The following is a 22,807-nucleotide window of genomic DNA, read 5'->3' as shown; positions in this document are numbered from 1 at the left end:
GCTACCGGCCCAGCGGATTCTCGGGGGTCGGATTGGACTGCGGAGTTGCCGGAGTGGCCTGGCCCGGGGTGGTGGTGGCCCCACCGGCCGGCAACGACTCGCCCCGCATCGACGCCCGGATCTGCTCCAGCCGGGAATGGCCGGCCATCTGCACGCCGGCCTGCTCGACCTCGAGCATCCGGCCCTGCACCGACCCCTGCGCCAGCTCGGCCGCCCCGATCGCGTTGGCGTAGCGCCGTTCGATCTTGTCGCGCACCTCGTCGAGGCTGGGAGTGGTTCCAGGAGCGGCGATCTCGCTCATCGACCGCAGCGACGCGCTGACCTGCTCCTGCATCTTGGCCTGTTCGAGCTGGCTGAGCAGCTTGGTGCGCTCGGCGATCTTCTGCTGCAACACCATGGCGTTCTGCTCGACGGCCTTCTTGGCCTGCATGGCCGCCGACAGCGCCTGATCATGCAGCGTCTTGAGGTCTTCCACGTTCTGTTCGGCGGTGACCAGCTGGGCCGCGAACGCCTCGGCGGCGTTGTTGTACTCGGTGGCCTTGGCGGCGTCACCGGCGGCGGTGGCCTGGTCGGCCAGGGTCAGGGCCTGACGCACGTTCACCTGAAGCTTCTCGATGTCGGCCAGCTGCCGGTTGAGCCGCATCTCCAGTTGACGCTGGTTGCCGATCACCTGCGCGGCCTGCTGGGTCAGGGCCTGGTGCTGGCGCTGTGCCTCTTCGATCGCCTGCTGGATCTGCACCTTGGGATCGGCGTGCTCGTCGATCTTCGAGTTGAACAGCGCCATCAGGTACTTCCACGCCTTGACGAACGGGTTGGCCATCAGTCAGCTCCGTCTGCTTGTTCGAATGTTGTCGCTCTACCGGGATACCGGTGACCAATTTATCGGGTCAGCGGGCATCGGGTCGATGTTCAGGCTGGGCGCGTCACGCCGAGGCCATGGCCCGGATCGGCGGGATCACGACCTTGGTGCCGGCATCGATACGAGTCACGGTGGCGTTCAGCGCGGCCCGCTCGACCCGCTCGGCCCGCGCCAACCGGGTCCCGGCGTCGAAGAGCACCCTCGACAACGGGACCTCCAAAGCCGCGCAGATCGCGTTGAGCAGCTCGCTGGACGCCTCCTTGCGGCCCCGTTCGACCTCCGAGAGGTAGCCGAGGCTGACCCGTGCCGAGTCCGACACCTCACGCAGCGTGCGACCCTGCGCCGTCCGGGCCTGGCGTAGCACCTCGCCCACCGACTCCCGCAGCAATGTCGTCATCGCGCACTCCCCCTTACCGGGTCAACGAAGAAAACCGACAGTCACCAAGGTCAACGCGCGCGAGGCCCGTCCGAGTTCCCGGGTTCAGATTCGGCGGTCCCAGCTTCGCCTCTCCTCCGTCGAGCCTCGCTGAACCGCCGGGTTCAGATTCGGCGGTCCCAGCTTCGCCTCTCCTCCGTCGAGCCTCGCTGAACCGCCGGGTTCAGCTTCGGCCGGGTCCGCCGCGAAGATCGGTCACCGCCGAAACGACGTAGTCCAGGCCGGTCACCACGGTCAGAATCACCGCCACGGCCATCACCGCCCAGGCCGTCACCAGCCACGGGCCGTTCAGCGGCAGGATGAGCAGCCCGATACCGACGGCCTGCACCAGTGTCTTGAGTTTTCCGCCGCGGCTGGCCGGGATCACACCGCGGTGCAGCACGGCGAACCGAAGCAGGGTGATCCCGATCTCCCGGACCAGGATCAGCACCGTCACCCACCACCACAGGTCGCCGAGCATGGACAGCCCGATCAGCGCTGCGCCGATCAGCGCCTTGTCGGCGATCGGGTCGGCCAGGGTGCCGAACTCGGTGACCATCCCGTAGTTGCGCGCCAGGGCGCCGTCCAGCCGGTCGGTGATGATGGCGACCGCGAAGATGACGAACGCCGCGATACGGGTCTTGGCGTCGTGGCCGTGCTCGGCGAATAACGCCAGCAGAAAAACGGGAACCAGCATCAACCGCAGGACGGTCAGCGCGTTGGCGAGATTGACCACGGGGACGTGCGTCACCGCAGGACCGGTTTTAGGCTGCCCCGTCACGGCAGTCAGAATATCGGTTACCCAGCCCGAAATGAGAAACCGATACTGTGCAGCTGTGAATCTTGCGGCGGATGAACCGGCCGGGCGGCCCCTGATCCGTCGCGCGCGCACGTCCGACGTGCCGGCGATCAAGAAGCTGGTGGACGTCTACGCCGGCAGGATCCTGCTGGAGAAGAACCTGGTGACGCTGTATGAGGCGGTCCAGGAATTCTGGGTTGCCGAGGACGCCGACCGGCAGGTGGTGGGCTGCGGCGCCCTGCACGTGTTGTGGGCGGACCTCGGCGAAGTGCGCACCATCGCGGTGGACCCCACATGGACCGGTCGCGGTATCGGACACGCGATCGTCGACCGGCTGTTGCAGGTCGCCCGGGAACTGCAGCTGCAGCGACTGTTCGTGCTGACCTTCGAGACCGAGTTCTTCGCCCGGCACGGCTTCACCGAGATCGACGGAACACCCGTCACCGCCGAGGTGTTCGAGGAGATGCAACGCTCCTACGACGTCGGCGTCGCCGAATTCCTGGACCTGAGCTACGTCAAGCCGAACACCCTGGGCAACACCCGGATGCTGCTGGTCCTCTAATCCGGGAACAATCCGCGCTCAAATTCGGGGGCCCGACGAATCGCGCCGATCAGGAAGCTGAACTGCCCGTCGGATTCCATCCGCCCCTCACGGACCACCGCAAGGTCCGCTATGCCCTGTTTGCGGGCCTGCTCGCGGACCTGTTCCTCGGTGATCATCTCTTTGCGCATATTGCCGTGCAGGAATTGACCGTCATGAATCACCAGCAGCGGCCCCGGCCGCAGGATCCTCGCCATCCCGACCCAGCGATGCGCCATCCAGTTCAGCAGGTATGACCAGCCGATGATCACCCCCACGAGCATGATGCCGTCGCTGATCGATCGGTAGCCGCCGGCCATTCCGTTCTGCGCCGCGTCGGCGATCAGCACCACCACGATCAGATCCGTCATGCCGTTGGTGCCGGCCTCACGTTTCAACACCACCCGCAGCAACGCGTAAATCGCTATATAGATGACGGTCCCGCGGATAAAGATCTCCGAAGGCGGCGTATCGAAAGCGAAAAGTCGTGCCCAATCCACGAGGCGAGATTACGCGCCCACCGGCCCCCGATAACCGCGGGTGTCCGGTCCGTATCCGGTACGTGTCCGGTGCGTGTCTCATGAGGGCCCAAGGCGCCGAATCGGGGACTTCCGGCCCTGCCGCGAGCAGCCCGGACACGCGATAGTGGTACTGACAGTTGCAGTAACTGGAGGTAGCCATGGCCGAGCACCTGACCCCCTTGGACGCGGGTTTTCTGGGCGTCGAGGACTCCGACCACAACGTCAGCATGGCCACCGGCACCTTGGCGGTGCTTGACGGACCCATCCCCGACCACTCGGAGGTGGTGGCGACACTGGCTGAGCGGCTGCGCGGGTGCCCCCGGTTCGGGCAGCGGCTGGTGCGCCACGCCTTGGATCTGGGCGCACCGGAATGGGTGGACGACCCCCACTTCGACATCGCCCACCACATCGGCCGGGTCGCGGTGCCCGCTCCGGGCGGAGACGCTGAACTACACGGCGTGGTCGCCGACGTGATGTCCTGGCGGCTGGACCGTGACCGTCCGCTGTGGGAGATCTGGGTGATCGGTGGGCTCAGTGGCGACCGCTGGGCGCTGCTGATGAAGGTCCACCACTGCATCGCCGACGCCAACGCAACCGCACACATGCTGAAGGGCCTGTCGGACAACGGCTTTGCCCGCGGTGCGGCCCACGGCCCGCCGAACGCCGCCGAGGTTCCGCACGATGCGCCGCGGTCGGCGCGACCGTTGCTGGACCTCAACCCCGTGCATTGGCTGTACAACCTGCGCGGCGTCGTCGAGTTCGCGGCCGGCGTGCTGCAACCAGCCGCGTCGTCCCTCAACGGGCCGATCACCAGCCGGCGCCGCTACAGCGCCGCGCGGGTCTCGCTCGATGACGTCCAGCAGGTCTGCCAGGTGTTCGGCGTGACCGTCAACGACGTGGTGTTGGCGGCCCTGACCGACAGTTATCGCGACTTCATGATCCGGCGCGGCGAAGTGCCCCAACCCGATTCGCTCCGCACCCTGGTGCCGGTATCGATGGGGTCGGCAGAGCCGCAGGACAGTGACAACCGGGTTTCGCTGCTGTTGCCGAGCCTGCCGATCGAGGAGTCGAACCCGGTTCAGCGGCTGTTGACCGTGCGCTATCGGCTGTCGCAGGCGAAGGCCGGCGGGCAACGGCACGCCGGACGCGCGGTGATGTCGGCAGCTGGTCTGCTGCCGGTCGCGTGGTCATCCTGGGCGGCGCGGTTGCTCGGGCGGCTCCCCCAGCGTGGCGTCGTGGCGTTGGCGACCAGTGTCCCCGGCCCCGTGGAGCCATTGCAGATCATGGGTTGCGACGTGGTTCAGGTGCTGCCGGTGCCACCGATCGCGATGCAGCTTCGCACCGGCGTGTCGATTCTCAGTTACGCCGGGAACCTGTTCATCGGGGTGCTGGCCGACTTCGAGTTCGCCGGCGTCGACGAACTGGCCCGAGGACTGGAATCCGCGGTGGCTCGGTTGGTGGCGCGCAGCAAACGACGCAAGCCGCTGCGGGACTGGCATGGGCTCACCCTGGTGCACAGCGCGTAGCTGCCTTACGCCCAGGCGCGGCCAAGGCGCCAGAATCACATCCGTCACTCGCGCCCCGAATCTCGGGGGCCGTTCGGTGTTGGAAAACGCTAACGGCAGCGATATCACGTCGTGTACTGCCGCCAACGGCTTGGCTACGGCGGTCACCCCGGTCTACAGACCCCAGAAATCCAGGGAAATCCCTGTATCCCTGCCGTCGTCACAGTGGTTAGCTTCCACACAGGAAACCACTGGGTTTTGACTTGGGAGGACTCAGGAACCATGGCTGCTGATCGGGTTCGCGAACGCAAGGGCACTTCGGGCAGTCGTGGGGTGCGGGTGGTGGGCGCCGGCGCGGCGGTGGGGGCATTGGTGGCACTCGGGCTGACGCCGGTCATCTCGGCACCGGCGGCACGGGCCGACTTCGGTTTCGAGGACCTATTCGATCCGGGCTTCTGGGAGAGTCTGATCCCGCTGGAGCCGCAGGATCCGTGGGCTGGATTGGATCTGCCGGCTGCCGCCGAGGCCGATCCGCTGGCCGCCGCGTGGCACGACGACTGGTACCTGCCGCTGTACAACGACCTGCAGAACATCATCACCGACCCGGTGAATACCTGGTGGCTGAACATCCTCAACTGGCCGTCGGAGCTGCTGTTCGGCCGCACTCTGATCGGTAACGGTCTGGATGGCTTCGCCGACGCCAATACCTCGCTGTTCGGCTGGCTTCCGAGCATCGGCGATATGGGTGATGGCGGATTCCTGTTCGGCGACGGCGGCGCCGGAGTGGCCGGCACCCTCACCGATCCCGACGGTGGGGCAGGCGGGATGGCCGGCATGTTCGGCAACGGCGGAGTCGGCGGAGCGGGTGCGTCGGCCTGGCTGAGCGACGACACGGTCATCGAGGCCGGAAACGGCGGCGCCGGCGGTACCGGTGGCTGGCTGATGGGCGATGGCGGCACCGGCGGTGTCGGTGGAACCGGCTGGAGCGGTCACGTCGGCGGCAATGGCGGGGTGGGTGGCGATGCCATCGCCATGGGCTTCGGCGGCAACGGCGGTGTCGGTGGCGCCGGGTTTGCCGGGGTGGCAGCCACCGCGGGCAACCCGGTGGGCTTGGCCGGCGGGACCGCCGGCAATGGCGGAAACGGCGGCAACGGCGGGCTCATACTCGGCAACAGTGGCAACGGTGGCGCCGGGGGCGCGGGCGGTGCCGGCGGCAACGGCGCCGACGGCATCTCGGGCGGGCTCACCGACGGGCAGGACGGCACCGCCGGCGGCGACGGCGGCAACGGCGGCAGTGCCGGCAGCGGAGTCGGCTGGTTCGGGTCGGCCGGTGCCGACGGGGCAGGCGGTGTCGGCGGCAACGGCGGCAACGGCGGTCACGGCGCCGACGGCGCGGCCGGTCTCGACGGGACAGCGGAGCACGTCAACGGCTACGACGGGCAGGACGGCGGCCGAGGGGGCAACGCAGCCGTCGGCGGGGCGGGTGGCCTCGGCGGTGACGGCACCGTCGCCGCGAGCGGCAGCACCGGAGTGGCCGGCAACGGCGGCGACGGCGGAGCCGGCGGCAACGGCCTGACCTCCGATAACACCCTGGCGACCCACGGTGGCCGCGGCGGCAACGGGGGTGCCGCTGGTAGCGCCCCGGCTGCCGAGGGCAACGGCGTCGCCGGTAACGGGGGCGCCGGCGGTGACGGCACCTACGCCGGCGGTGACGGTGGCAACGGCGGTCACGGCGCCGACAGCATCACCGGTAACGGCGGTGCGGGCGGTGCCGGCGGTACCGGCGGCGTGGCCACCGGCTGGCTCTCCGACGGGACCGACCCGAATTTCCCGAACGTGCCAGGTCTGAGCGGTGGCTATTTCGGTGCGGGCGGCAACGGCGGCGACGGCGGCAGCAGTGTCAGCGGCAACGGGGGCGCGGGCGGAACCGGCGGCGCGGGCGGCACTTCCAACCACACGGTGGACGACGCCGTCCTGGTTTGGGGCGGCCGCGGTGGCGACGGGGGCGCCGGCGGCTCCACCACCAGCGGCAACGGCGGTGCCGGCGGTGCCGGTGGCAGAGGCAGCACCGGCACCGTAATCCTTGCCGGCGGTGACGGCGGTCGCGGCGGTGACGGGGGCTTCAGTGGCACCGGCAACGGCGGTGCCGGCGGTGCGGGCGGTGACAGCGGCGACAGCATTCTCGCCGGCGGTAGTGGGGGTCGCGGGGGCGACGGCGGCGCGAGCAGTACCGGAAACGGCGGCAACGGCGGCAACGGCGGTAACGGCGGCAACGGCATCACCAGCAACGGCGGCAGCGGTGGTGACGGGGGCGCCAGTGTTGCCGGCAAGGGCGGCAATGGCGGCAATGGCGGCAGCACCGAAGCCGGCGGCCTTGACGGTGGCCACGGCGGCAACGGCGGCAACAGCGAAACCGGCGACGGCGGCAACGGCGGCAACGGCGGTGTCGGCGGCTGGATCAGCGGCAACGGCGGAGATGGGGGCAACAGCGACACCGGGAACGGCGGCCATGGCGGCAACGGCGGTGTCGGCGACGCCGGCATCGACACCGGAGGTGGCGGCTTCGACGGTGGCACCGGCGGCAACGGCGGAAACGGGGGCAACGGCCACAACGGCGGAAACGGCGGGTACGGCGGAAACGGCGGCAACGCCAGTCCTGGCGCTTTTGACGGTGGCGGTGGAAACGGCGGAAACGGGGGCAACGGCCACAACGGCGGAAACGGCGGGAATGGCGGCTACGGCGGAAACGGCGGCGCCAGCGGCTACGGCGGCGGCCCGGGTTGCTGCGGCAACGACAGCGGCTATGGCGGCAACGGTGGAAACGGCGGGAGCGGCTACCACGGCGGACACGGTGGCGACGGCGGCAACGGCAGTAACGACATCTACGACCAGAACGGCGGCGGCGACGGCGGCAACGGTGGCGCCGGGGGCAGCGGCACCTTCCACGGCGGCAACGGCGGCGCGGGCGGAAGCGGCGGCGGTGGTAACGGCACAGGCGGCGGCGACGGCGGCGCGGGCGGTATAGGTGGCAACGGCAATGTCTCGGGCGGCGACGGCGGAAACGGTGGCGAGGGCGGACACAGCTACTTCGCCAGCGGGTTCGGTGGTGACGGCGGCAACGGCGGAAACGGCGACACCGGCGACGGTGGAAATGGCGGCAACGGCGGCAACGGCGGCGACGGCGCCTTCAACCTCTGGCCGTTCGGGGCCGGGGGCGACGGCGGAAGCGGAGGGCACGGCGGGGCCAGCAACACCGGAAACGGCGGCAACGGCGGCAACGGAGGACACGGCGGCGCCGACATTGACGGTTCGGTCGTCGGCAGCGGTGACGGCGGCGGCAACGGAGGACACGGCGGCAACGGTGGCAACAGCAACGCCAGTGGCGGCGGAAACGGCGGAAATGGCGGCAACGGCGGCAACGGCGACGGCAACGACGGCGGCTGGGGCGGAGACGGCGGAGACGGCGGTGACTCTGTCATCGCCGGGAATCCCGGCACACCCGGCACACCGGGCGCCGGCCCCACCGGCTCCATAGGCGGCACCGGCGGCACCGGCGGCGCGGGCGCCACGCCGTAGCGGCCGCTAGAGGTCTTCGGCGTCCTCGGTGTCCGGCTCGCCGCCGCCCCGGATGGCCATCAGCGTCGCCGCCAGCTCGTCCGGCTTGACCAGTACCTGGCGGGCTTTGGAGCCCTCGGACGGGCCGACGATGCTGCGGGTCTCCATCAGGTCCATCAGCCGGCCGGCCTTGGCGAAACCCACCCGCAGCTTGCGCTGCAGCATCGAGGTGGAGCCGAACTGGCTGGACACCACCAGCTCGACGGCCTGCAGGAAGACCTCCATGTCGTCGCCGATGTCGGGGTCGACGTCGGCGCGTTCACCGCTGGGCTTCACCGCGGTGACGCCCTCGGTGTACTCGGGTTCGGCCTGGTCCTTGCAGGCGCCGACCACGGCCTGGATCTCCTCGTCGGAGATGAACGCGCCCTGCAGCCGGATCGGCTTGTTGGCGCCCATCGGCAGAAACAGCCCGTCGCCCATGCCGATCAGCTTCTCCGCGCCCGGCTGATCCAGGATCACCCGGGAATCGGTCAGCGACGAGGTGGCGAACGCCAGCCGGGACGGCACGTTGGTCTTGATCAGCCCGGTGACCACGTCCACCGACGGCCGCTGGGTGGCCAGCACCAGATGAATGCCGGCGGCGCGGGCCTTCTGGGTGATCCGCACGATGGCGTCTTCGACGTCGCGCGGCGCGGTCATCATCAGGTCGGCGAGCTCGTCGACGACGGCGAGAATGTACGGGTAGGGCCGGTACACCCGTTCGCTGCCCAGCGGCGTGGTGATCTCCCCGGAGCGCACCTTGGCGTTGAAGTCGTTGATGTGACGCACCCGGGACGCCTTCATGTCCTGGTAGCGCTGCTCCATCTCCTCGACCAGCCAGGCCAGCGCGGCGGCGGCCTTCTTCGGCTCGGTGATGATCGGGGTGATCAGGTGCGGAATACCTTCGTACGGCGTGAGTTCCACCATCTTCGGGTCGATCAGGATCATCCTGACCTCTTCCGGGGTGGCCCGCGCCAGCAGCGACACCAGCATCGAGTTGACGAAGCTGGACTTGCCCGAGCCGGTGGAGCCGGCCACCAGCAGGTGCGGCATCTTGGACAGGTTGGCGCAGATGAAGTCGCCCTCGATGTCCTTGCCCAGACCGATCACCAGCGGATGGTGGTCACCCCGGGTGGACGGCGCGGTGAGCACATCGGCCAGCCGCACCAACTCGCGGTCGGTGTTGGGCACCTCGATGCCGACGGCGGACTTGCCCGGAATGGGCGCCAGCATCCGCACGCTTTCGGTGGCGACCGCGTAGGCGATATTGCGCTGCAGGGCGGTGATCTTCTCGACCTTGACCCCCGGGCCCAGCTCCACCTCGTAGCGGGTGACGGTCGGACCGCGGGTGCAGCCGGTGACCGCGGCGTCGACCTTGAACTGCTCCAGCACCGAGGTGATGGCATCGGCCATCTGGTCGTTGGCGGCCGTACGTTTCTTCGGCGGGTCACCGGCGACGAGCAGGCTCAGCGCCGGCAGTGTGTACGGGCCTTCCACCACCCGGTCGAGCACGACGGTGGTGGCCTGCGCAGCGGGCTTGGCCGCCTTGGCGGTCTTGCGTCGGGCGGGCTTGACCGGCGGCGCGGGCGGTTCGTCGAGCGGGTAGTTGTCCAGCGGGGTGCGCGACTGCCAGTCCGGGCCGTCATCGACGGCGCCGGGATCGACGGCCGCGACACCGGCGTCATAGCCGGCCTCTTCATAGTCCGCGTCGTAGTCAGCGCCGTCGTAGGCGTCTTCGTCATAGTCGCCGTAGTCGTCGTAGTACTCGTCGTCGTAGTCGCCGCGGAACATGGTGCGCAGGGTCTCGGGCGCCTCACGCAGGGTGGTCCCGGTCAACAACAGCACCCCGAACAGCACTCCGATGCACAGCAGCGGCGCGGCGATCCACGCCGTCAGCCCGTCGGCGAGCGGACCGCCGATGACGAACCCCACGAAACCGGCGCCGTGCAGGCGGCCTTCCGGAGTCTGCGGCGAGCCGGACCACAGGTGCCACAGCCCCAGGATCGGCAGCGCGACCATGGCCGATCCGAGGATCAGCCGGGGCCGGTTCTCCGGGTCGGGTTCGGTGCGCATCAGCAGGACCGCACCGACGGCGGCGAGCACCGGCAACACCACCACCGCCCCGCCGATCACCGTGCGCAGACCGGTGTCGATCCACGCTCCGACCGGTCGTGCGGCATCCAGCCAGCAACTCGCCGCGGTCACCACGGCCAGCCCCAGCAGCGCCAGTGCGATCCCGTCGCGGCGGTGGCCCGGGTCGATGTCGTGCGCGCGGCCGACGGAGCGGGCAGCGCTTCCGGCGCCCTTAGCCATCATCAGCCACGTTGCGCGGCCCAGCCGTCCGCAGGCCAGCCCGACCGCCACCGGTCGGGAATGCTGCCGGGTGGCGCGACGGGCCTTGGCCGCCTGTCGGGGCTTGGCCACCGGCCGCGATCCGCCCCGGGCGCCGGCCTTTGACCTGGTCGTTCGGGCACCGGAACGTGCGGGAGTCCTACTAGCGGTCTTACTAGCCATGACGGCAAGCCTAGTCGCAATTGCCCCATCTGCACCTTAAGCCACACTGGCCCCCGCCGATCGGTTCACCGCGCATTCGGCTTGCGGCTGGGTATCGTGGCCCGAGAACCCCCCAACTGCCAAGGAGTCGCATATGCCCGTGGTCGTCGTCGCCACCTTCGCCGTCAAGCCGGAATCGGTCGAGACCGTCCGCGAGATCTGCGCCAAGGCGGCGCCGCAGGTGCACGAAGAACCGGGCTGCCAGCTGTACTCCGTACACGAAGCCGACGGCGCCTTCGTGTTCATCGAGCAGTGGGCCGACGCCGACGCGCTGAAGGCTCACTCAACCGCCCCGGCGATCGGCGGGCTGTTCAGCAGCCTCAGCGAGCATCTGGCCGGCGCACCGGACATCAAGATGCTCGCCCCCGTGCCCGCGGGCGACCCGGCTAAGGGCCAGTTGCGGCCGTGACCGCCCGGCCATCCGGCGGCGCCCTGCGCGGAAAGGTCGCGCTGATCACCGGCGCGGCCCGCGGCCAGGGCCGGGCCCATGCCCTGCGACTGGCCGCCGATGGGGCCGACATCATCGCGGTGGACCTGTGCGAGCAGATCGCGAGCGTGCCCTATCCGCTGGCAGACGCCGAGGACCTGGCGGGCACGGTCAAGCTGGTCGAGGAGACCGGGTCCCGCATCGTGGCCCGCCAAGCCGATGTGCGTGACCAGGCGGCACTGAGCGCCGCAATGCAGGCCGGCCTCGACGAGCTGGGCCGGGTGGACATCGTGGTGGCCAACGCGGGCATCGCCCCGATGGCCGCCGCCGACGGCTGGCACGACGTCATCGACGTCAACCTGACCGGCGTCTACCACACCATCGAGGCCGCGATTCCAGCCATGATCGACCAGGGCGACGGCGGGTCGATCGTGCTGATCAGTTCGGCCGCGGGCCTGGCCGGCATCGGCAGTCACGATGCGGGGGCCATCGGTTACGCCGCGGCCAAGCACGGGTTGGTCGGGTTGATGCGGGTCTACGCGAACCTGCTGGCGCCGCACAGCATTCGGGTGAACTCGGTGCACCCGGCCGGTGTCGACACGCCGATGATCAACAACGACTACGTCCGAGGGTGGCTGGCCGAGCTCACCGCCCAGACCGGTGCGCCACCGGATATGGGCAACGCGCTGCCGGTACAGATCCTGCAGCCCGAGGACATCGCCAACGCGGTGGCCTGGCTGGTGTCGGACGCGGCCCGCTACGTCACCGGCATCACCCTGCCCGTCGACGCCGGATTCATCAACAAGAGGTAGCCCTTGGCACGCAATCCGGCAGCGCAGACGGCCTACGGCCCGATGATGCTGGCCGCAGTCGAGCACCATGAGCCGCCGGCGCGCCGCTTGGTCGACGACGACCTGGCGGCGTCGTTCCTGCCGGCCCGGATGCGCTGGCTGGTGGCGGGATTGCGGCCCGCACTGCTGCGGAGGTGGTTCATCTCCGCGATGGACCGCTCCGGGACGGGGTTGTGGGCCAATCTGACCTGCCGCAAGCGGTTCATCGCAGACCGGCTCGATGAGGCCGCCGACGATGTGGATGCGGTGGTGATCCTCGGCGCCGGTCTGGACACCCTCGGCTATCGGCTTGCCCGGCGCACCCGCATCCCGGTCTTCGAAGTGGACCAGGCGGTCAACGTCGCCCGCAAGGCCGCCACCGTGCGCCGGGCGCTGGGCGCCCCGCCCCTGTCGGTTCGGCTGGTAGCGCTGGATTTCGAGCGCGACGACCTGTTGACCACGCTGGTCGAGCACGGTTACCGAACCGCGTTCCGCACCTTCTTCGTCTGCGAGGGGGTGACCCAGTACCTCACCGAGGCCGCGGTCCGCAGAACCCTGGAGGGGCTGCGCGCGGCGGCCCCGGGCAGCCGACTGGTGTTCACCTATGTCCGGCGTGACTTCATCGACGGCACCAACTCCTATGGCGCGCCACGGTTGTCGCGCATGGTCCGCTCCAAGCGGCTGTGGCATTTCGGGCTGCAACCCGAGGAGGTCGCCGATTTTCTGGCGGGATACGGCTGGCGACTGATCGAGCAGGTCGGTCCCGAACAGCTCTCCCAGCGCTACGTCGAGCCCGCCGGCCGCGACCTTGCCACCAGTGACCTGGAATGGTCGGCGTACGCCGAAAAGCTCTGAGGCAGAGCCCCTTTTAGGCCCCTTTAGACCTCGATCACCGTCGGCACGATCATCGGCTGGCGTCGGTAGACCTCGCCCACCCATTTGCCCACGGTGCGGCGCACCGCCTGGGCGATCCTGGTGGGATCGGTGATCTGCTCGGCGGCCAGGGATTCCAGCTCCGCCTCGACTTTGCGGGCCGCCGGCTCCAGCGCCTTGGGGTCTTCGGAGAAACCCCGCGAATGCAGATGCGGCGGCACCACGGGCTTGCCGGTCCCGCGGCGCACCACCACCGTGACCGCGACGAACCCGGAGGACAGGATCAGCCGCTCCCCCAGCGTCGCGTCGCCGACGTCGCCGTCGACGAGCCCGTCGACGAACATCTTGCCGACCGGAACCGCCCCGGCGATGCTGGCCTGCCCGGCGACCAGGTCCACGCTGACGCCGTTCTCGGCCAACAGGATCGACTCCTCCGGCACCCCGGTGCGAGCGGCCAGGGCGGCGTTTGCGCGCAGCATCCGCCAGGTGCCGTGTACCGGCATCACGTTGCGGGGCCGGATCCCGTTGTAGAGGAACAGCAATTCGCCGGCGTAGGCGTGCCCGGAGACGTGCACCCGGGCCGCGGCGTTGGTGACAACCCGAGCGCCGATCTTGGCCAGCGCGTCCATCACGCCGTAGACGGCTTCCTCATTGCCGGGGATCAGCGACGACGACAGCACCACCAGATCACCGGCGGTCAGTGTGATGGACCGGTGCTCGCCACGAGACATCCGCGACAGCGCCGACAGCGGCTCACCCTGGGTGCCGGTGGTGACCAGCACCACCTTCTCCGGCGGCATCATCTCGGCGGCCCCGATGTCGACCAGGTCGGAGTCGGCCACCCGCAGAAAGCCCAGCTCCTTGGCGATACCCATGTTGCGCACCATGGATCGGCCGACGAAGGACACCCGGCGGCCCAACGCGACCGCGGCGTCGACGATCTGCTGGACCCGGTCCACATTCGAGGCGAAGCACGCCACGATCACCCGGCCCTCGGCCCCGCGGATCAGCCGGTGCAGGGTGGGGCCCACCTCGCTCTCGCTGGGCCCGACACCGGGAATCTCGGAGTTGGTCGAGTCGCACAGGAACAGGTCGACGCCCCGATCGCCCAGACGCGACATGCCGGGCAGGTCGGTGGGGCGCCCGTCGGGTGGCAGTTGGTCGAGCTTGATGTCGCCGGTGTGCAGCACGGTGCCCGCGCCGGTGTGCACCGCGATCGCCAGCGCATCCGGAATGGAGTGGTTCACCGCGAAGTATTCGCACTCGAACACCCCGTGGGTGCTGCGCTGGCCCTCGGCCACCTGGACGAACACCGGCTTGATGCGGTGCTCCCGGCACTTGGCGGCTACCAGGGCGAGGGTGAATTTCGAACCGACCACCGGGATGTCGGGGCGCAGTTTGAGCAGAAACGGAATAGCGCCGATGTGGTCCTCATGGGCGTGGGTGAGCACCAGCGCCTCGACGTCTTCAAGCCGGTCTTGGATGTGCCGGATGTCCGGCAGGATCAGGTCGACGCCGGGCTCGTCGTGGCCCGGGAACAGCACCCCGCAGTCGATGATCAGCAGTCGGCCGAGGTGCTCGAAAATGGTCATGTTGCGACCGATTTCGCTGATACCGCCGAGCGCGGTGACGCGCAGCCCGCCTTCGGTCAGCGGACCCGGCGGTTTGAGATCCTCAGTCACCCGCACCTCACCCGAGGACGGACGCGGCGCGCATGTCGATGGCGAGCTCGTCGGCCTCGGCCGCGGTCGCGGGCACCATCGGCAACCGTGGGTCGCCGACGTCGAAGCCCTGCAGCCGTAGACCGGCCTTGACGAAGGTGACCCCGCCGGTGCGGCCCATCGCGTTGCACAGCGGTGCGATCGAAACGTTGATCTTGCGGGCGGTGTCGACATCACCGGCGGCGAACGCGGCCAACATGTCACGCAGCTGGCTCGCGGCGAAGTGCGAGATCACACTGACGAAGCCGGTGGCGCCCATCGCCAGCCACGGCAGGTTCAGGGCGTCGTCGCCGGAGTAGTAGGCCAGCCCGGTCTCGGCGATGATCTGCGCGCCGGCGTGCAGATCCCCCTTGGCGTCCTTGATCGCGACGATGTTCGGATGCTCCGCCAGCTCGAAGATCGTGTCCGGGGCGATCGGCACCACCGACCGGGCCGGAATGTCATAGAGCATCACCGGCAGCGCGCTCGCGTCGGCGACCGCGGTGAAGTGTGCGAGCAGACCCGCCTGCGAGGGGCGCGAGTAGTACGGCGTGACCACCAGCAGACCGTGCGCACCCACCCCGGCGCAGGCCTCGGCAAGCCGAACGCTATGCTCGGTGTCGTTGCTGCCGGCCCCGGCAATGACCCGGGCCCGGTCGCCGACCGCCTCCACCACGGCGCGCAGCAGGGTGAGCTTCTCGTAATCCGCCGTGGTGGGCGACTCACCGGTGGTCCCGGAGACCACCAGGCCGTCGCAACCCGCGTCGACCAGGTGATTCGCCAAGCGCCCCGCGGCCTCGGTGTCCACCGCGCCGTCCGCGCCGAAAGGGGTCACCATAGCGGTGAGCACGGTGCCCAACTGCGCTTTGGCGTCGAATCCGCTGCTGCTCACGGCCATAAGATTACCTGGCGCCGCGGACTGGCTCAGACCTCGGTGGCGAGCGGACTGGTCGCGACTTCGGTGCCGTCGGCCAGGGCGCTGATCTCGAAGTCTCCGAATGCCGCCGGGGCCACCTCGGTGAGCTGCCGCAGGCACTCGATGGCCAACCTGCGGATCTCGACGTCGGCGTGCTCGCTGGCCCGCATCGCGATGAAATGCCGCCAGGCCCGGTAGTTGCCGGTGACCACGATGCGGGTCTCGGTGGCGTTGGGCAGCACGGCGCGAGCGGCTTGCCGGGCCTGCTTGCGCCGCAACACCGCATTGGGTTGATCTGCGAGTTTGGCTTCCAGCCGAGCCAGCAGCTCGACGTAGGCGGCGCGGCTGGCATCGGCGGCCTCGGCCAGGATCTGCTGCAGCTCCGGGTCGTCGGCCATGGCCGGGGGCACCACGATCCGCGAATCCGGTTCAGGGACGTAGCGCTGCGACAGCTGGGAGAACGAGAAGTGCCGGTGCCGGATCAGCTCGTGGGTGGCCGATCGGGAGATTCCGGTGATGTAGAAGGTCACGCCGGCGTGCTCGAGCACCGAGAAGTGCCCGACGTCGATGATGTGCTTGAGGTAGGCGGCGTTGGTGGCGGTTCGCGGGTTGGGCTTGGACCAGCTCTGGTAGCAGGCGCGACCGGCGAATTCGACCAGGGCCGGGCCGCCGTCGGCGTCGGTGCTCCACGGCACGTCCGGCGGCGGAGTGAACTCGGTCTTGGCAATCAGTTGCACGCGCAGCGGCGCCGTCTCAGCCACGGCATTCACCTTAAGGCGTGCGGGACCGGCGTCAGCCGTTCGGCACTTTCGCGGCGATTTGCCCGGCGATGACGACCGCGGTGTCCCTCGGGTCCGCACTGCAGGTGTTGACATCGACGACGACGTTGTTGGCCACGGTCAGTGCCCGCCCACACGCCCAGCTGACGTCGTTGCCGGCGTTGTCCTGTGACGCGACGGTGCTCAGCATGCCGTCGGCGTTGACGATGGGTCCCGCGGTCCAGGTGGTGCCGCTCTGGATATGGCTGTATTCATGGCAGGCGGGCCACTGTTGGGCGGCGCTGGCGAAGAACGCGGCAGCCTGCTTGGCCGACGGAAACGCGATGACGGCCTGATCGACGAAGTGCTCGAATTCGTCACCCTCGCTCAGCATCTGCTCGCGCACTCCGGTGTAGCCGCTGCCGGCGTACACCTGCTCCTGGGCCGCGCCGTCGATGGCCAGGCATTCCAGGGGCTCCATCGTGGCACTGTCGTCGGACAGGGCGGTGTGGGTGCGGGTGACGGCCATGTCAGTCGCCTCCATGATGGGATTGACCTGCTCAGGAGTGAGCAGCAGCGCCCGCAGGGCGTCCTCGGCGACGGGCGCGACCGTGGTGGTGGTGGTTGGCAACGACGTCACGGCGACGGGCTGAGGCGTCTTCTCGGGATCGCCGCATCCGGCCGCCAGAACGCAGCCGACAACCACGCAAACCCACAGAACAGAACCCCGCACCCGACCCACCCCGAATCCCGACCCCGGATCGGTGCACCCAGTCCTCGGCGGCACCGATCAGCTCCCGGTCGTCACCCTAGCGCGGTCCGGGAAGCCGCGCCGGTCAAAAACCGGCGAAGTTTACGTTGTAAGCCCGCCGGGTATTCCGAGCGAACCGGGCGGGCCACTCCGGCCTGCTGAGTTAGGGAGGCACCACATGAGTGACAGTGACAAGGACAGCGGGCCCGAGGCCGGTATCAAAGGCGTCGTTGAAGACGTCAAGGGCAAGGCCAAGGAGGCCGTCGGCACGGTGACTGGTGACGACTCGCTCAAGCGGGAAGGCCAAGCCCAGCAGGACAAGGCCGAGGCCCAACGCGAGGTTGCGGCCAAGGAAGCGGAGGCTGAGAAGGCCCGCGCGAAGGCCGCCGCCGATGAGGCACGCCAGCGTGCCGAACAGTAGTAGGGGGACCGTGCGTGTTGATGCGTAAGATCGCACGTCCGCTGCTCGCGGCGGCGTTTGTCGGTCAGGGCGTCCAGGCGCTTCGCCAGCCGCAGCAAGCCGGGCAGACGGCCCGTCCGGCGTTCGAGGGGCTCAAGCAGTTGCCCGACGAGATAGCGGCGAAGGTGCCGTCGGACGTCGAAACTTTCGCCAGAGCCAACGCGCTGGTGCAGATCGGCGGGGGTGTTCTGCTGGCCAGCGGCCGACTGCCGCGGGTCGCGGCTGCGGTGCTGGCGGGCACGGTCATTCCGGGTAGCGCCGGGGGGCACCGGTTCTGGGCGGAGCCCGACGCGCAGCGCAGGGCCGACCAGCGCCAGGCGTTCCTGACCGACGTGAGCCTGATCGGCGGATTGATGATCGCGGCCGCGGACACCGAGGGGAAGCCTTCGCTGGGCTGGCGGGCCCGTCGCGTTGCGCGTCGCGCCTACCGCCAGGCAGCCGAGGCCTTGCCCATCACGTCCGGTGATGGCGCGCTGGAGACCGTCGGGGAAAGGGTGAGCGCGGGCTTGCTGGCCGGCGCCGAACACGCCGGACCGCTACTCGAGGCGGCCGGCGAACGGGGAGCGCAGCTCGCCGAAGTCGCCGCCGAACGCGGAACCGAGCTGGCGCACGCGGCCCGAGAAGGTGCGACCAAACTGGCTGACAGCGCGCGCCGCCGCATTCACCGCGCCTAGCCGTCCGCCCGTCGGAGCAGCTCGGCCGCCAGATCCCCGCGCTGCCCCACGCTCACCCGACTCAACCCGAGCCAGGACGCCATCGACCTCAGCTCGGCGACGAGTGCCTCGGCTACCCGTTGGCGGGATCGGCCCTCTTCGGCGAACGCGCCCACGACGTGCAGGGCATCGTGGGCCCGGTCGGCTTTGAGGTCCACCCGGCCGACCAGCTCTCCGTCCAGCAGGAAGGGCCAGACGTAGTAGCCGTGCCGACGCCTGTCCGCAGGGGTGTAGATCTCGACGCGGTAGTGGAAGTCGAACAGCCGCTGTACCCGGGGCCGGAAGAAGATCAGCGGGTCGAACGGGCAGAGCAGTGCGGTGCCTCGGTCGGTCCGTGGAATCGTCTGCCCGGCACGCAGGTATGCCGGTGCGTTCCAGCCGGTCACGGTCACCGGCTGCAGTTCGCCGGCGGACACCAGCTGCGTGATCGCCGGTCTGGTCTGGGCGGCCGACAGCCGGAAGTAGTCGCGCAGGTCGGCCTCGGTGCCCACCCCCAGCGCGCCGGCGGCGCGGCGCACCAGTTCACGGACGGCTTCGTCGTCGTCGACCTCGGTGGCCAGCACCTGCGGCGGGAGCACGTTCTCCACCAGGTCGTAGTGCCGGGCGAACCCGACCCGGGTGGCGGTGGTCAGTACCCCGGCGGCGAACAGCGCCTCGGCCACCCATTTGGTGTCGCTGCGGTTCCACCAAGGACCCTTGCCCGCGCGCCCCGATACTGACCACTTAGCCGCCAGGTGCTCTTCGATCTGGCCGGCGGTGGCAGGGCCGAGTTCGGCGACCGCGGCGGTGACGTCGGTGACGAGCTGCGGGTTGGCCCGCACGATATTGGCGCCCCACCGGCCATGCGGCCATTGCCGCATGCGCCAGCGCATCAGCGGCCAGTCGTCGACGGCCATCAGCGCCGCCTCGTGCGCCCAGTATTCGATCAGCAGCCGCGGAGAGCGGGCACTGTGGCTCCACGCGGCCCGGTCCAGCACGGTGCGGTCATACGGGCCGAGCCTGCTGAACACCGGGGCGTAGTGGGCGCGCACCGCCACCGAGACCGAGTCCAGTTGCAGTACCTGGATGCGTGAGATCAGCCGTTTCAGCTGCGCCCGGGTGACGGCGGACCGCTTGGCTTCGGTGAATCCCTGTGCGGTGACGGCGATTCGGCGTGCCTGCGCCGCGGTCAGGACGGGCACGCCGGCCGGTGGTAATGCACGTACCGATAGCGCAGCCCGGTTCGGCTGGTCAACCAGTCCCCCGCGCTGCGCACCCAGGATTGGTCCAGCACCGGGGCCACCGCGTCACCGTCGGCGACCGGCAGGTCGATGTCGATCTCGGTCGCCTCGCAGTGGCTGGCCAGCGGCAACGCCAACGCGTAGATCTCTGCGCCGCCGACCACCCAGATGTCGTCGTCGCCGTCGAGTGCGTCCTGCAGCGACGTCACGACCGTGGCACCGTCGGCCACATAGCCGGGGTGCCGGGTCAGTACGACGTTGCGCCGGCCCGGCAGCGGCCGAACTTTGGCGGGCAGGGATTCCCAGGTCAGGCGCCCCATGACCACGGTGTGGCCCATGGTGAGCTCCTTGTAGCGGGCCTGATCCTCCGGCACCCGCCACGGGATGCCGCCGTCACGACCGATGACACCGGAAACGGATTGCGCCCAGATCAGGCCGATCGTCATACCGCCACGGGCGCCTTGATCGCCGGGTGCGGGTCGTAGTCCCGGATCTCGATGTCCTCGAAGGTGTAGTCGAATATCGAATCCCGTTGCGCCAGAACCAGTTGTGGGTAGGAACGGGCTTGCCGGGACAGTTGCTGGCGCACCTGCGCGACGTGATTGTCGTAGATGTGGCAGTCCCCGCCGGTCCAGACGAATTCACCGACGCCCAGCCCGGCCTGCGCGGCCATCATGTGGGTGAGCAGCGCGTAGCTGGCGATGTTGAACGGCACGCCCAGGAACAGGTCGGCACTGCGCTGGTAGAGCTGGCAGGACAACCGCCCGTCGGCGACGTAGAACTGGAACAGCGCGTGGCAGGGCGCCAGTGCCATTTTGTCCAGTTCGCCGACGTTCCACGCCGAGACGATGATGCGACGTGAATCCGGATCGGTGCGCAACAACTCCACCGCCCGCGCGATCTGGTCGATGTGTTCTCCGGACGGGGTCGGCCAGGACCGCCACTGCACGCCGTAGACCGGACCCAGATCACCGGTCTCAGAAGCCCATTCGTCCCAGATGGTGACGCCGTGTTCATTCAGCCAGTCGATGTTGGAATCGCCGCGCAGGAACCACAGCAACTCGTAGACCACCGAGCGGACGTGCACCTTCTTGGTGGTGATCAGCGGAAAACCGGCGGACAGGTCGTAGCGCAGCTGGTGGCCGAACAGGCTGCGGGTGCCGGTGCCGGTGCGGTCGGCCTTCGGGGTTCCGCTCTCAAGCACCAACCGCAGCAGATCCTCGTACGGTGTGGCGATCGGCACGCCTGCAGCTTACGGGAGTAGAACGGAGGCCATGCCAAGCCACGCTGACACCATCACCACTCCCGACGGCGACTGCCCGGTTCGCCTGTTCACCCCGGAGGGCACCGGCCCCTGGCCGGGCGTGGTCATGTACCCCGACGCCGGCGGGGTCCGGCCGACGTTTGAGGAGATGGCCGCCGAACTTGCCGGCTTCGGCTACGCCGTGCTGCTGCCGGATGTGTACTACCGGCACGGCGACTGGGCGCCGTTCGACATGGCCACGGCGTTCGGCGACGCCGAGGAACGCGGCCGGCTGATGTCGATGCTGCACAGCGTCACAGCCGACCGGATGGCCGTCGACGCGGCGGCGTTCTTCGACTACCTGGCCGGCCGCCCCGAGGTGCGCGGTGAGCGGTTCGGGGTGTGCGGCTACTGCATGGGTGGCCGCACCTCGGTGGTGGTGGCCGGACGCGTGCCGGACCGGGTGGCAGCGGCGGCGTCGTTCCACGGCGGCGGGCTGGTCACCGATGCCGCCGACAGCCCGCACCTGCTGGCCGGGAAGATGCGCGCCACGGTCTATGTGGCCGGAGCCGAGAACGACGCATCGTTCACCGAGGAGCAGGCCGCGACGCTGGACGAGGCGCTGCGCACGGCCGGCGTTGCGCACACCGTCGAGTTCTACCCCGCCGCGCACGGTTTCGCCGTACCCGACAATCCGCCCTACGACGCCGACGCCGCGGCCCGGCACTGGGCGGCGATGCGCGAGGTGTTCGGCGGCGCGCTGGGCGGGTAGGTGGCGGTTAGACGTCCACGAGTTCGGTGTCCCTGGTCTCGCGCATCGCCAGCAGCGCCGCGAACGAGCACGCAGCCGCAACCGACAGATAACCGCCCACCCAACTCACACCGTGTTCGGCGGCCAGCCACGTGGTGATGAATGGCGCCACCGCTGCCCCCAGAATGCTCGCCGCGTTGTACGCGACGCCCGAACCGGTGTAGCGAACATTGGTCGGGAACAGTTCGGGCAGCAGCGCACTCATCGGACCGAACGCCAAGCCCATCAACGTCATTCCGACGATCAGGAAGATCAACATCGTGCCGGTGGAGGCGGTCGGCCTCAGGAACGCGCCGAAGGTGGTCCCGTACACCAGAATTCCGGCTGTGAAGATCAGCAGTAGCGGGCGCCGGCCGAAGCGGTCGGCCAGCCTGCCCACGATCGGCAGCACGGTGACGAAAAACACCACGGCGATCAACTGGAGCTCGAGGAAGTCAGCGTAGCCGTAGCCCAGCCCGAAGCCCTCGGGCGGACGTTTGGCAGTGCCGTAGCTCAGGCTCCAGGTCGTCACGGTGTAGAAGAGCGTGTAGGGCACCACCATTACCAACGTGCCGATGACCAGCTGGCGCCAGCTGCCCCGCAGGAGCGCTGCGATAGGAGCGTTCACCGGCGCACCGGCGGCGACCGCCCGCGCGAAAACCGGGGTTTCGGTGAGCCGCAACCGGACATACAGCCCAACGACCACCATCACGGCGCTCAGCAGGAACGGGATGCGCCAGCCCCAGGTGAGGAACGGCCCGGTCCCGTCCGCGCCGGCGGGCAGCCACGTGAACAGAACCAGGAAGATCGCCGTGGCTAGCAGATAGCCCAGGGGCGCACCCAGTTGCGGCCAGATTCCCGCCGTCGCCCGGCGTCCCGGTTCGGCGGTCTCGGTGGCCAGCAGCGCCGCACCGCTCCATTCCCCGCCCAGTGCCAAGCCCTGACTGAACCGCAGCACGGCCAGCAGTATCGGCGCGGCCAGACCGATGTGGTGATAGGTCGGCAGCACACCGATGAGGAACGTCGCGACCCCCATGAGCAGCAACGACGACACCAGGGTGGTCTTGCGGCCCACCCGATCGCCGAAGTGGCCGAACAGGATCGAGCCCACCGGCCGGGCCACGAACGCCAGGCCGAATGTCGCCAAGGATGCCAACAGCGCGGCCGTGGGATGACCCGACGGGAAGAACAGATGCGGGAATACGGTGACCGCGGCGGCCGCATACACGTAGAAGTCGTAGAACTCGACCGTGGTGCCGACCATCGACGCCACCGCAATTCGCCGGCGCGGAACCCCATC

The 22,807-nt window shown here is 69.3% G+C and carries 22 protein-coding genes; 9 read left to right on the top strand and 13 right to left on the bottom strand.

Translation table 11 applies throughout. The features are described 5' to 3' along the window. Nucleotide 1: 1 nt before the first annotated feature. The 3 genes from pspA to pgsA form a co-directional block, all read right to left on the bottom strand. Entirely contained in the window at nucleotides 2-820 is an 819-nt protein-coding gene (gene pspA, locus AWC16_RS04610) for a phage shock protein PspA (RefSeq protein WP_085263614.1), read from the bottom strand. A gap of 103 nt (nucleotides 821-923) precedes the next feature. After that, entirely contained in the window at nucleotides 924-1,256 is a 333-nt protein-coding gene (gene clgR, locus AWC16_RS04605; protein ID WP_085263613.1) for a transcriptional regulator ClgR, read from the bottom strand. A 202-nt stretch (nucleotides 1,257-1,458) separates the two neighbouring features. Then, nucleotides 1,459-2,055 carry a CDP-diacylglycerol--glycerol-3-phosphate 3-phosphatidyltransferase gene (pgsA, locus tag AWC16_RS04600; RefSeq protein ID WP_085263612.1) on the bottom strand — a complete coding sequence of 199 codons (597 nt, stop codon included), beginning with the start codon at nucleotides 2,053-2,055 and terminating at the stop codon, nucleotides 1,459-1,461. 55 nt (nucleotides 2,056-2,110) lie between these two features. Here pgsA and AWC16_RS04595 point away from each other — a divergent pair, with 55 nt between their 5' ends. Further along, nucleotides 2,111-2,635, top strand: a complete 525-nt coding sequence (locus AWC16_RS04595) for an amino-acid N-acetyltransferase (RefSeq protein WP_234812131.1) — start codon at nucleotides 2,111-2,113, stop codon at nucleotides 2,633-2,635. Here the strand turns inward: AWC16_RS04595 and AWC16_RS04590 are convergent. Further along, complete coding sequence (locus AWC16_RS04590; protein WP_085263610.1) at nucleotides 2,632-3,153, bottom strand: DUF421 domain-containing protein; 522 nt, start codon at nucleotides 3,151-3,153, stop codon at nucleotides 2,632-2,634. The genes AWC16_RS04595 and AWC16_RS04590 overlap by 4 nt on opposite strands. 179 nt (nucleotides 3,154-3,332) lie before the next feature. Here AWC16_RS04590 and AWC16_RS04585 point away from each other — a divergent pair, with 179 nt between their 5' ends. Further along, nucleotides 3,333-4,700: a wax ester/triacylglycerol synthase family O-acyltransferase gene (locus tag AWC16_RS04585; protein WP_085263609.1), complete on the top strand. Its 1,368-nt coding sequence runs from the start codon at nucleotides 3,333-3,335 to the stop codon at nucleotides 4,698-4,700. 261 nt (nucleotides 4,701-4,961) lie between these two features. After that, nucleotides 4,962-8,255, top strand: a complete 3,294-nt coding sequence (locus AWC16_RS25495; protein ID WP_165759160.1) for a hypothetical protein — start codon at nucleotides 4,962-4,964, stop codon at nucleotides 8,253-8,255. A 6-nt stretch (nucleotides 8,256-8,261) separates the two neighbouring features. On the opposite strand, the gene AWC16_RS04570 is transcribed toward AWC16_RS25495, so the two are convergent. Further along, on the bottom strand, nucleotides 8,262-10,787 hold the full coding sequence (locus AWC16_RS04570; protein ID WP_085263608.1) for a DNA translocase FtsK: 2,526 nt from the start codon (nucleotides 10,785-10,787) through the stop codon (nucleotides 8,262-8,264). A gap of 133 nt (nucleotides 10,788-10,920) precedes the next feature. Here AWC16_RS04570 and AWC16_RS04565 point away from each other — a divergent pair, with 133 nt between their 5' ends. The 3 genes from AWC16_RS04565 to AWC16_RS04555 are packed head-to-tail and all read left to right on the top strand — an operon-like array spanning nucleotide 10,921 to nucleotide 12,938. After that, on the top strand, nucleotides 10,921-11,235 hold the full coding sequence (locus AWC16_RS04565; RefSeq protein WP_085263607.1) for a putative quinol monooxygenase: 315 nt from the start codon (nucleotides 10,921-10,923) through the stop codon (nucleotides 11,233-11,235). Continuing rightward, nucleotides 11,232-12,065: a mycofactocin-coupled SDR family oxidoreductase gene (locus AWC16_RS04560; RefSeq protein ID WP_085263606.1), complete on the top strand. Its 834-nt coding sequence runs from the start codon at nucleotides 11,232-11,234 to the stop codon at nucleotides 12,063-12,065. The genes AWC16_RS04565 and AWC16_RS04560 overlap by 4 nt, the downstream gene beginning before the upstream one ends. Nucleotides 12,066-12,068: 3 nt before the next feature. Next, nucleotides 12,069-12,938, top strand: coding sequence for an SAM-dependent methyltransferase (locus tag AWC16_RS04555; RefSeq protein ID WP_085263605.1), 870 nt, complete (start codon nucleotides 12,069-12,071; stop codon nucleotides 12,936-12,938). 23 nt (nucleotides 12,939-12,961) lie between these two features. Here AWC16_RS04555 and AWC16_RS04550 read toward each other — a convergent pair whose 3' ends face one another. From AWC16_RS04550 to AWC16_RS04535, 4 genes are read right to left on the bottom strand one after another with little or no spacing between them, the layout of a single operon-like run. Next, entirely contained in the window at nucleotides 12,962-14,638 is a 1,677-nt protein-coding gene (locus AWC16_RS04550) for a ribonuclease J (RefSeq protein ID WP_085263873.1), read from the bottom strand. A 7-nt stretch (nucleotides 14,639-14,645) separates the two neighbouring features. After that, nucleotides 14,646-15,548, bottom strand: a complete 903-nt coding sequence (gene dapA / locus AWC16_RS04545) for a 4-hydroxy-tetrahydrodipicolinate synthase (protein ID WP_085263875.1) — start codon at nucleotides 15,546-15,548, stop codon at nucleotides 14,646-14,648. Nucleotides 15,549-15,580: 32 nt separating this feature from the next. Continuing rightward, nucleotides 15,581-16,333, bottom strand: a complete 753-nt coding sequence (thyX, locus tag AWC16_RS04540; RefSeq protein ID WP_085263874.1) for an FAD-dependent thymidylate synthase — start codon at nucleotides 16,331-16,333, stop codon at nucleotides 15,581-15,583. A 31-nt stretch (nucleotides 16,334-16,364) separates the two neighbouring features. Next, nucleotides 16,365-16,970, bottom strand: coding sequence for a sensor domain-containing protein (locus AWC16_RS04535; RefSeq protein WP_234812130.1), 606 nt, complete (start codon nucleotides 16,968-16,970; stop codon nucleotides 16,365-16,367). 289 nt (nucleotides 16,971-17,259) lie between these two features. On the opposite strand from AWC16_RS04535, the gene mbp1 reads away from it, so the two are divergent. Together mbp1 and AWC16_RS04525 are read left to right on the top strand one after the other, a co-directional pair. Further along, entirely contained in the window at nucleotides 17,260-17,502 is a 243-nt protein-coding gene (gene mbp1 / locus AWC16_RS04530) for a microaggregate-binding protein 1 (protein WP_085263604.1), read from the top strand. Between the two features lie 20 nt (nucleotides 17,503-17,522). Continuing rightward, nucleotides 17,523-18,215 (top strand): DoxX family protein, encoded by a 693-nt coding sequence (locus AWC16_RS04525; RefSeq protein WP_085263871.1) that lies wholly within the window; start codon nucleotides 17,523-17,525, stop codon nucleotides 18,213-18,215. Here the strand turns inward: AWC16_RS04525 and AWC16_RS04520 are convergent. From AWC16_RS04520 to AWC16_RS04510, 3 genes are read right to left on the bottom strand one after another with little or no spacing between them, the layout of a single operon-like run. Next, nucleotides 18,212-19,435: a winged helix-turn-helix domain-containing protein gene (locus AWC16_RS04520; protein ID WP_085263603.1), complete on the bottom strand. Its 1,224-nt coding sequence runs from the start codon at nucleotides 19,433-19,435 to the stop codon at nucleotides 18,212-18,214. The two genes, AWC16_RS04525 and AWC16_RS04520, sit on opposite strands and share 4 nt — an antisense overlap. Then, entirely contained in the window at nucleotides 19,423-19,920 is a 498-nt protein-coding gene (locus AWC16_RS04515) for a dihydrofolate reductase (RefSeq protein ID WP_085263602.1), read from the bottom strand. Before AWC16_RS04515 ends, AWC16_RS04520 begins: the two co-directional genes overlap by 13 nt. Next, complete coding sequence (locus AWC16_RS04510) at nucleotides 19,917-20,717, bottom strand: thymidylate synthase (protein WP_085263601.1); 801 nt, start codon at nucleotides 20,715-20,717, stop codon at nucleotides 19,917-19,919. The genes AWC16_RS04515 and AWC16_RS04510 overlap by 4 nt, the downstream gene beginning before the upstream one ends. Before the next feature lie 31 nt (nucleotides 20,718-20,748). Here AWC16_RS04510 and AWC16_RS04505 point away from each other — a divergent pair, with 31 nt between their 5' ends. Then, complete coding sequence (locus AWC16_RS04505; RefSeq protein ID WP_085263600.1) at nucleotides 20,749-21,489, top strand: dienelactone hydrolase family protein; 741 nt, start codon at nucleotides 20,749-20,751, stop codon at nucleotides 21,487-21,489. Between the two features lie 7 nt (nucleotides 21,490-21,496). On the opposite strand, the gene AWC16_RS04500 is transcribed toward AWC16_RS04505, so the two are convergent. Then, on the bottom strand, nucleotides 21,497-22,771 hold the full coding sequence (locus AWC16_RS04500) for an MFS transporter (protein WP_085263869.1): 1,275 nt from the start codon (nucleotides 22,769-22,771) through the stop codon (nucleotides 21,497-21,499). Nucleotides 22,772-22,807: the final 36 nt, after the last annotated feature.

This window comes from Mycolicibacter longobardus, from assembly GCF_002102265.1.
GTDB lineage: Bacteria > Actinomycetota > Actinomycetes > Mycobacteriales > Mycobacteriaceae > Mycobacterium > Mycobacterium longobardum.
Note: the sequence above shows the minus strand (reverse complement) of the source record. Positions and strands in the feature narration are given on the sequence as shown.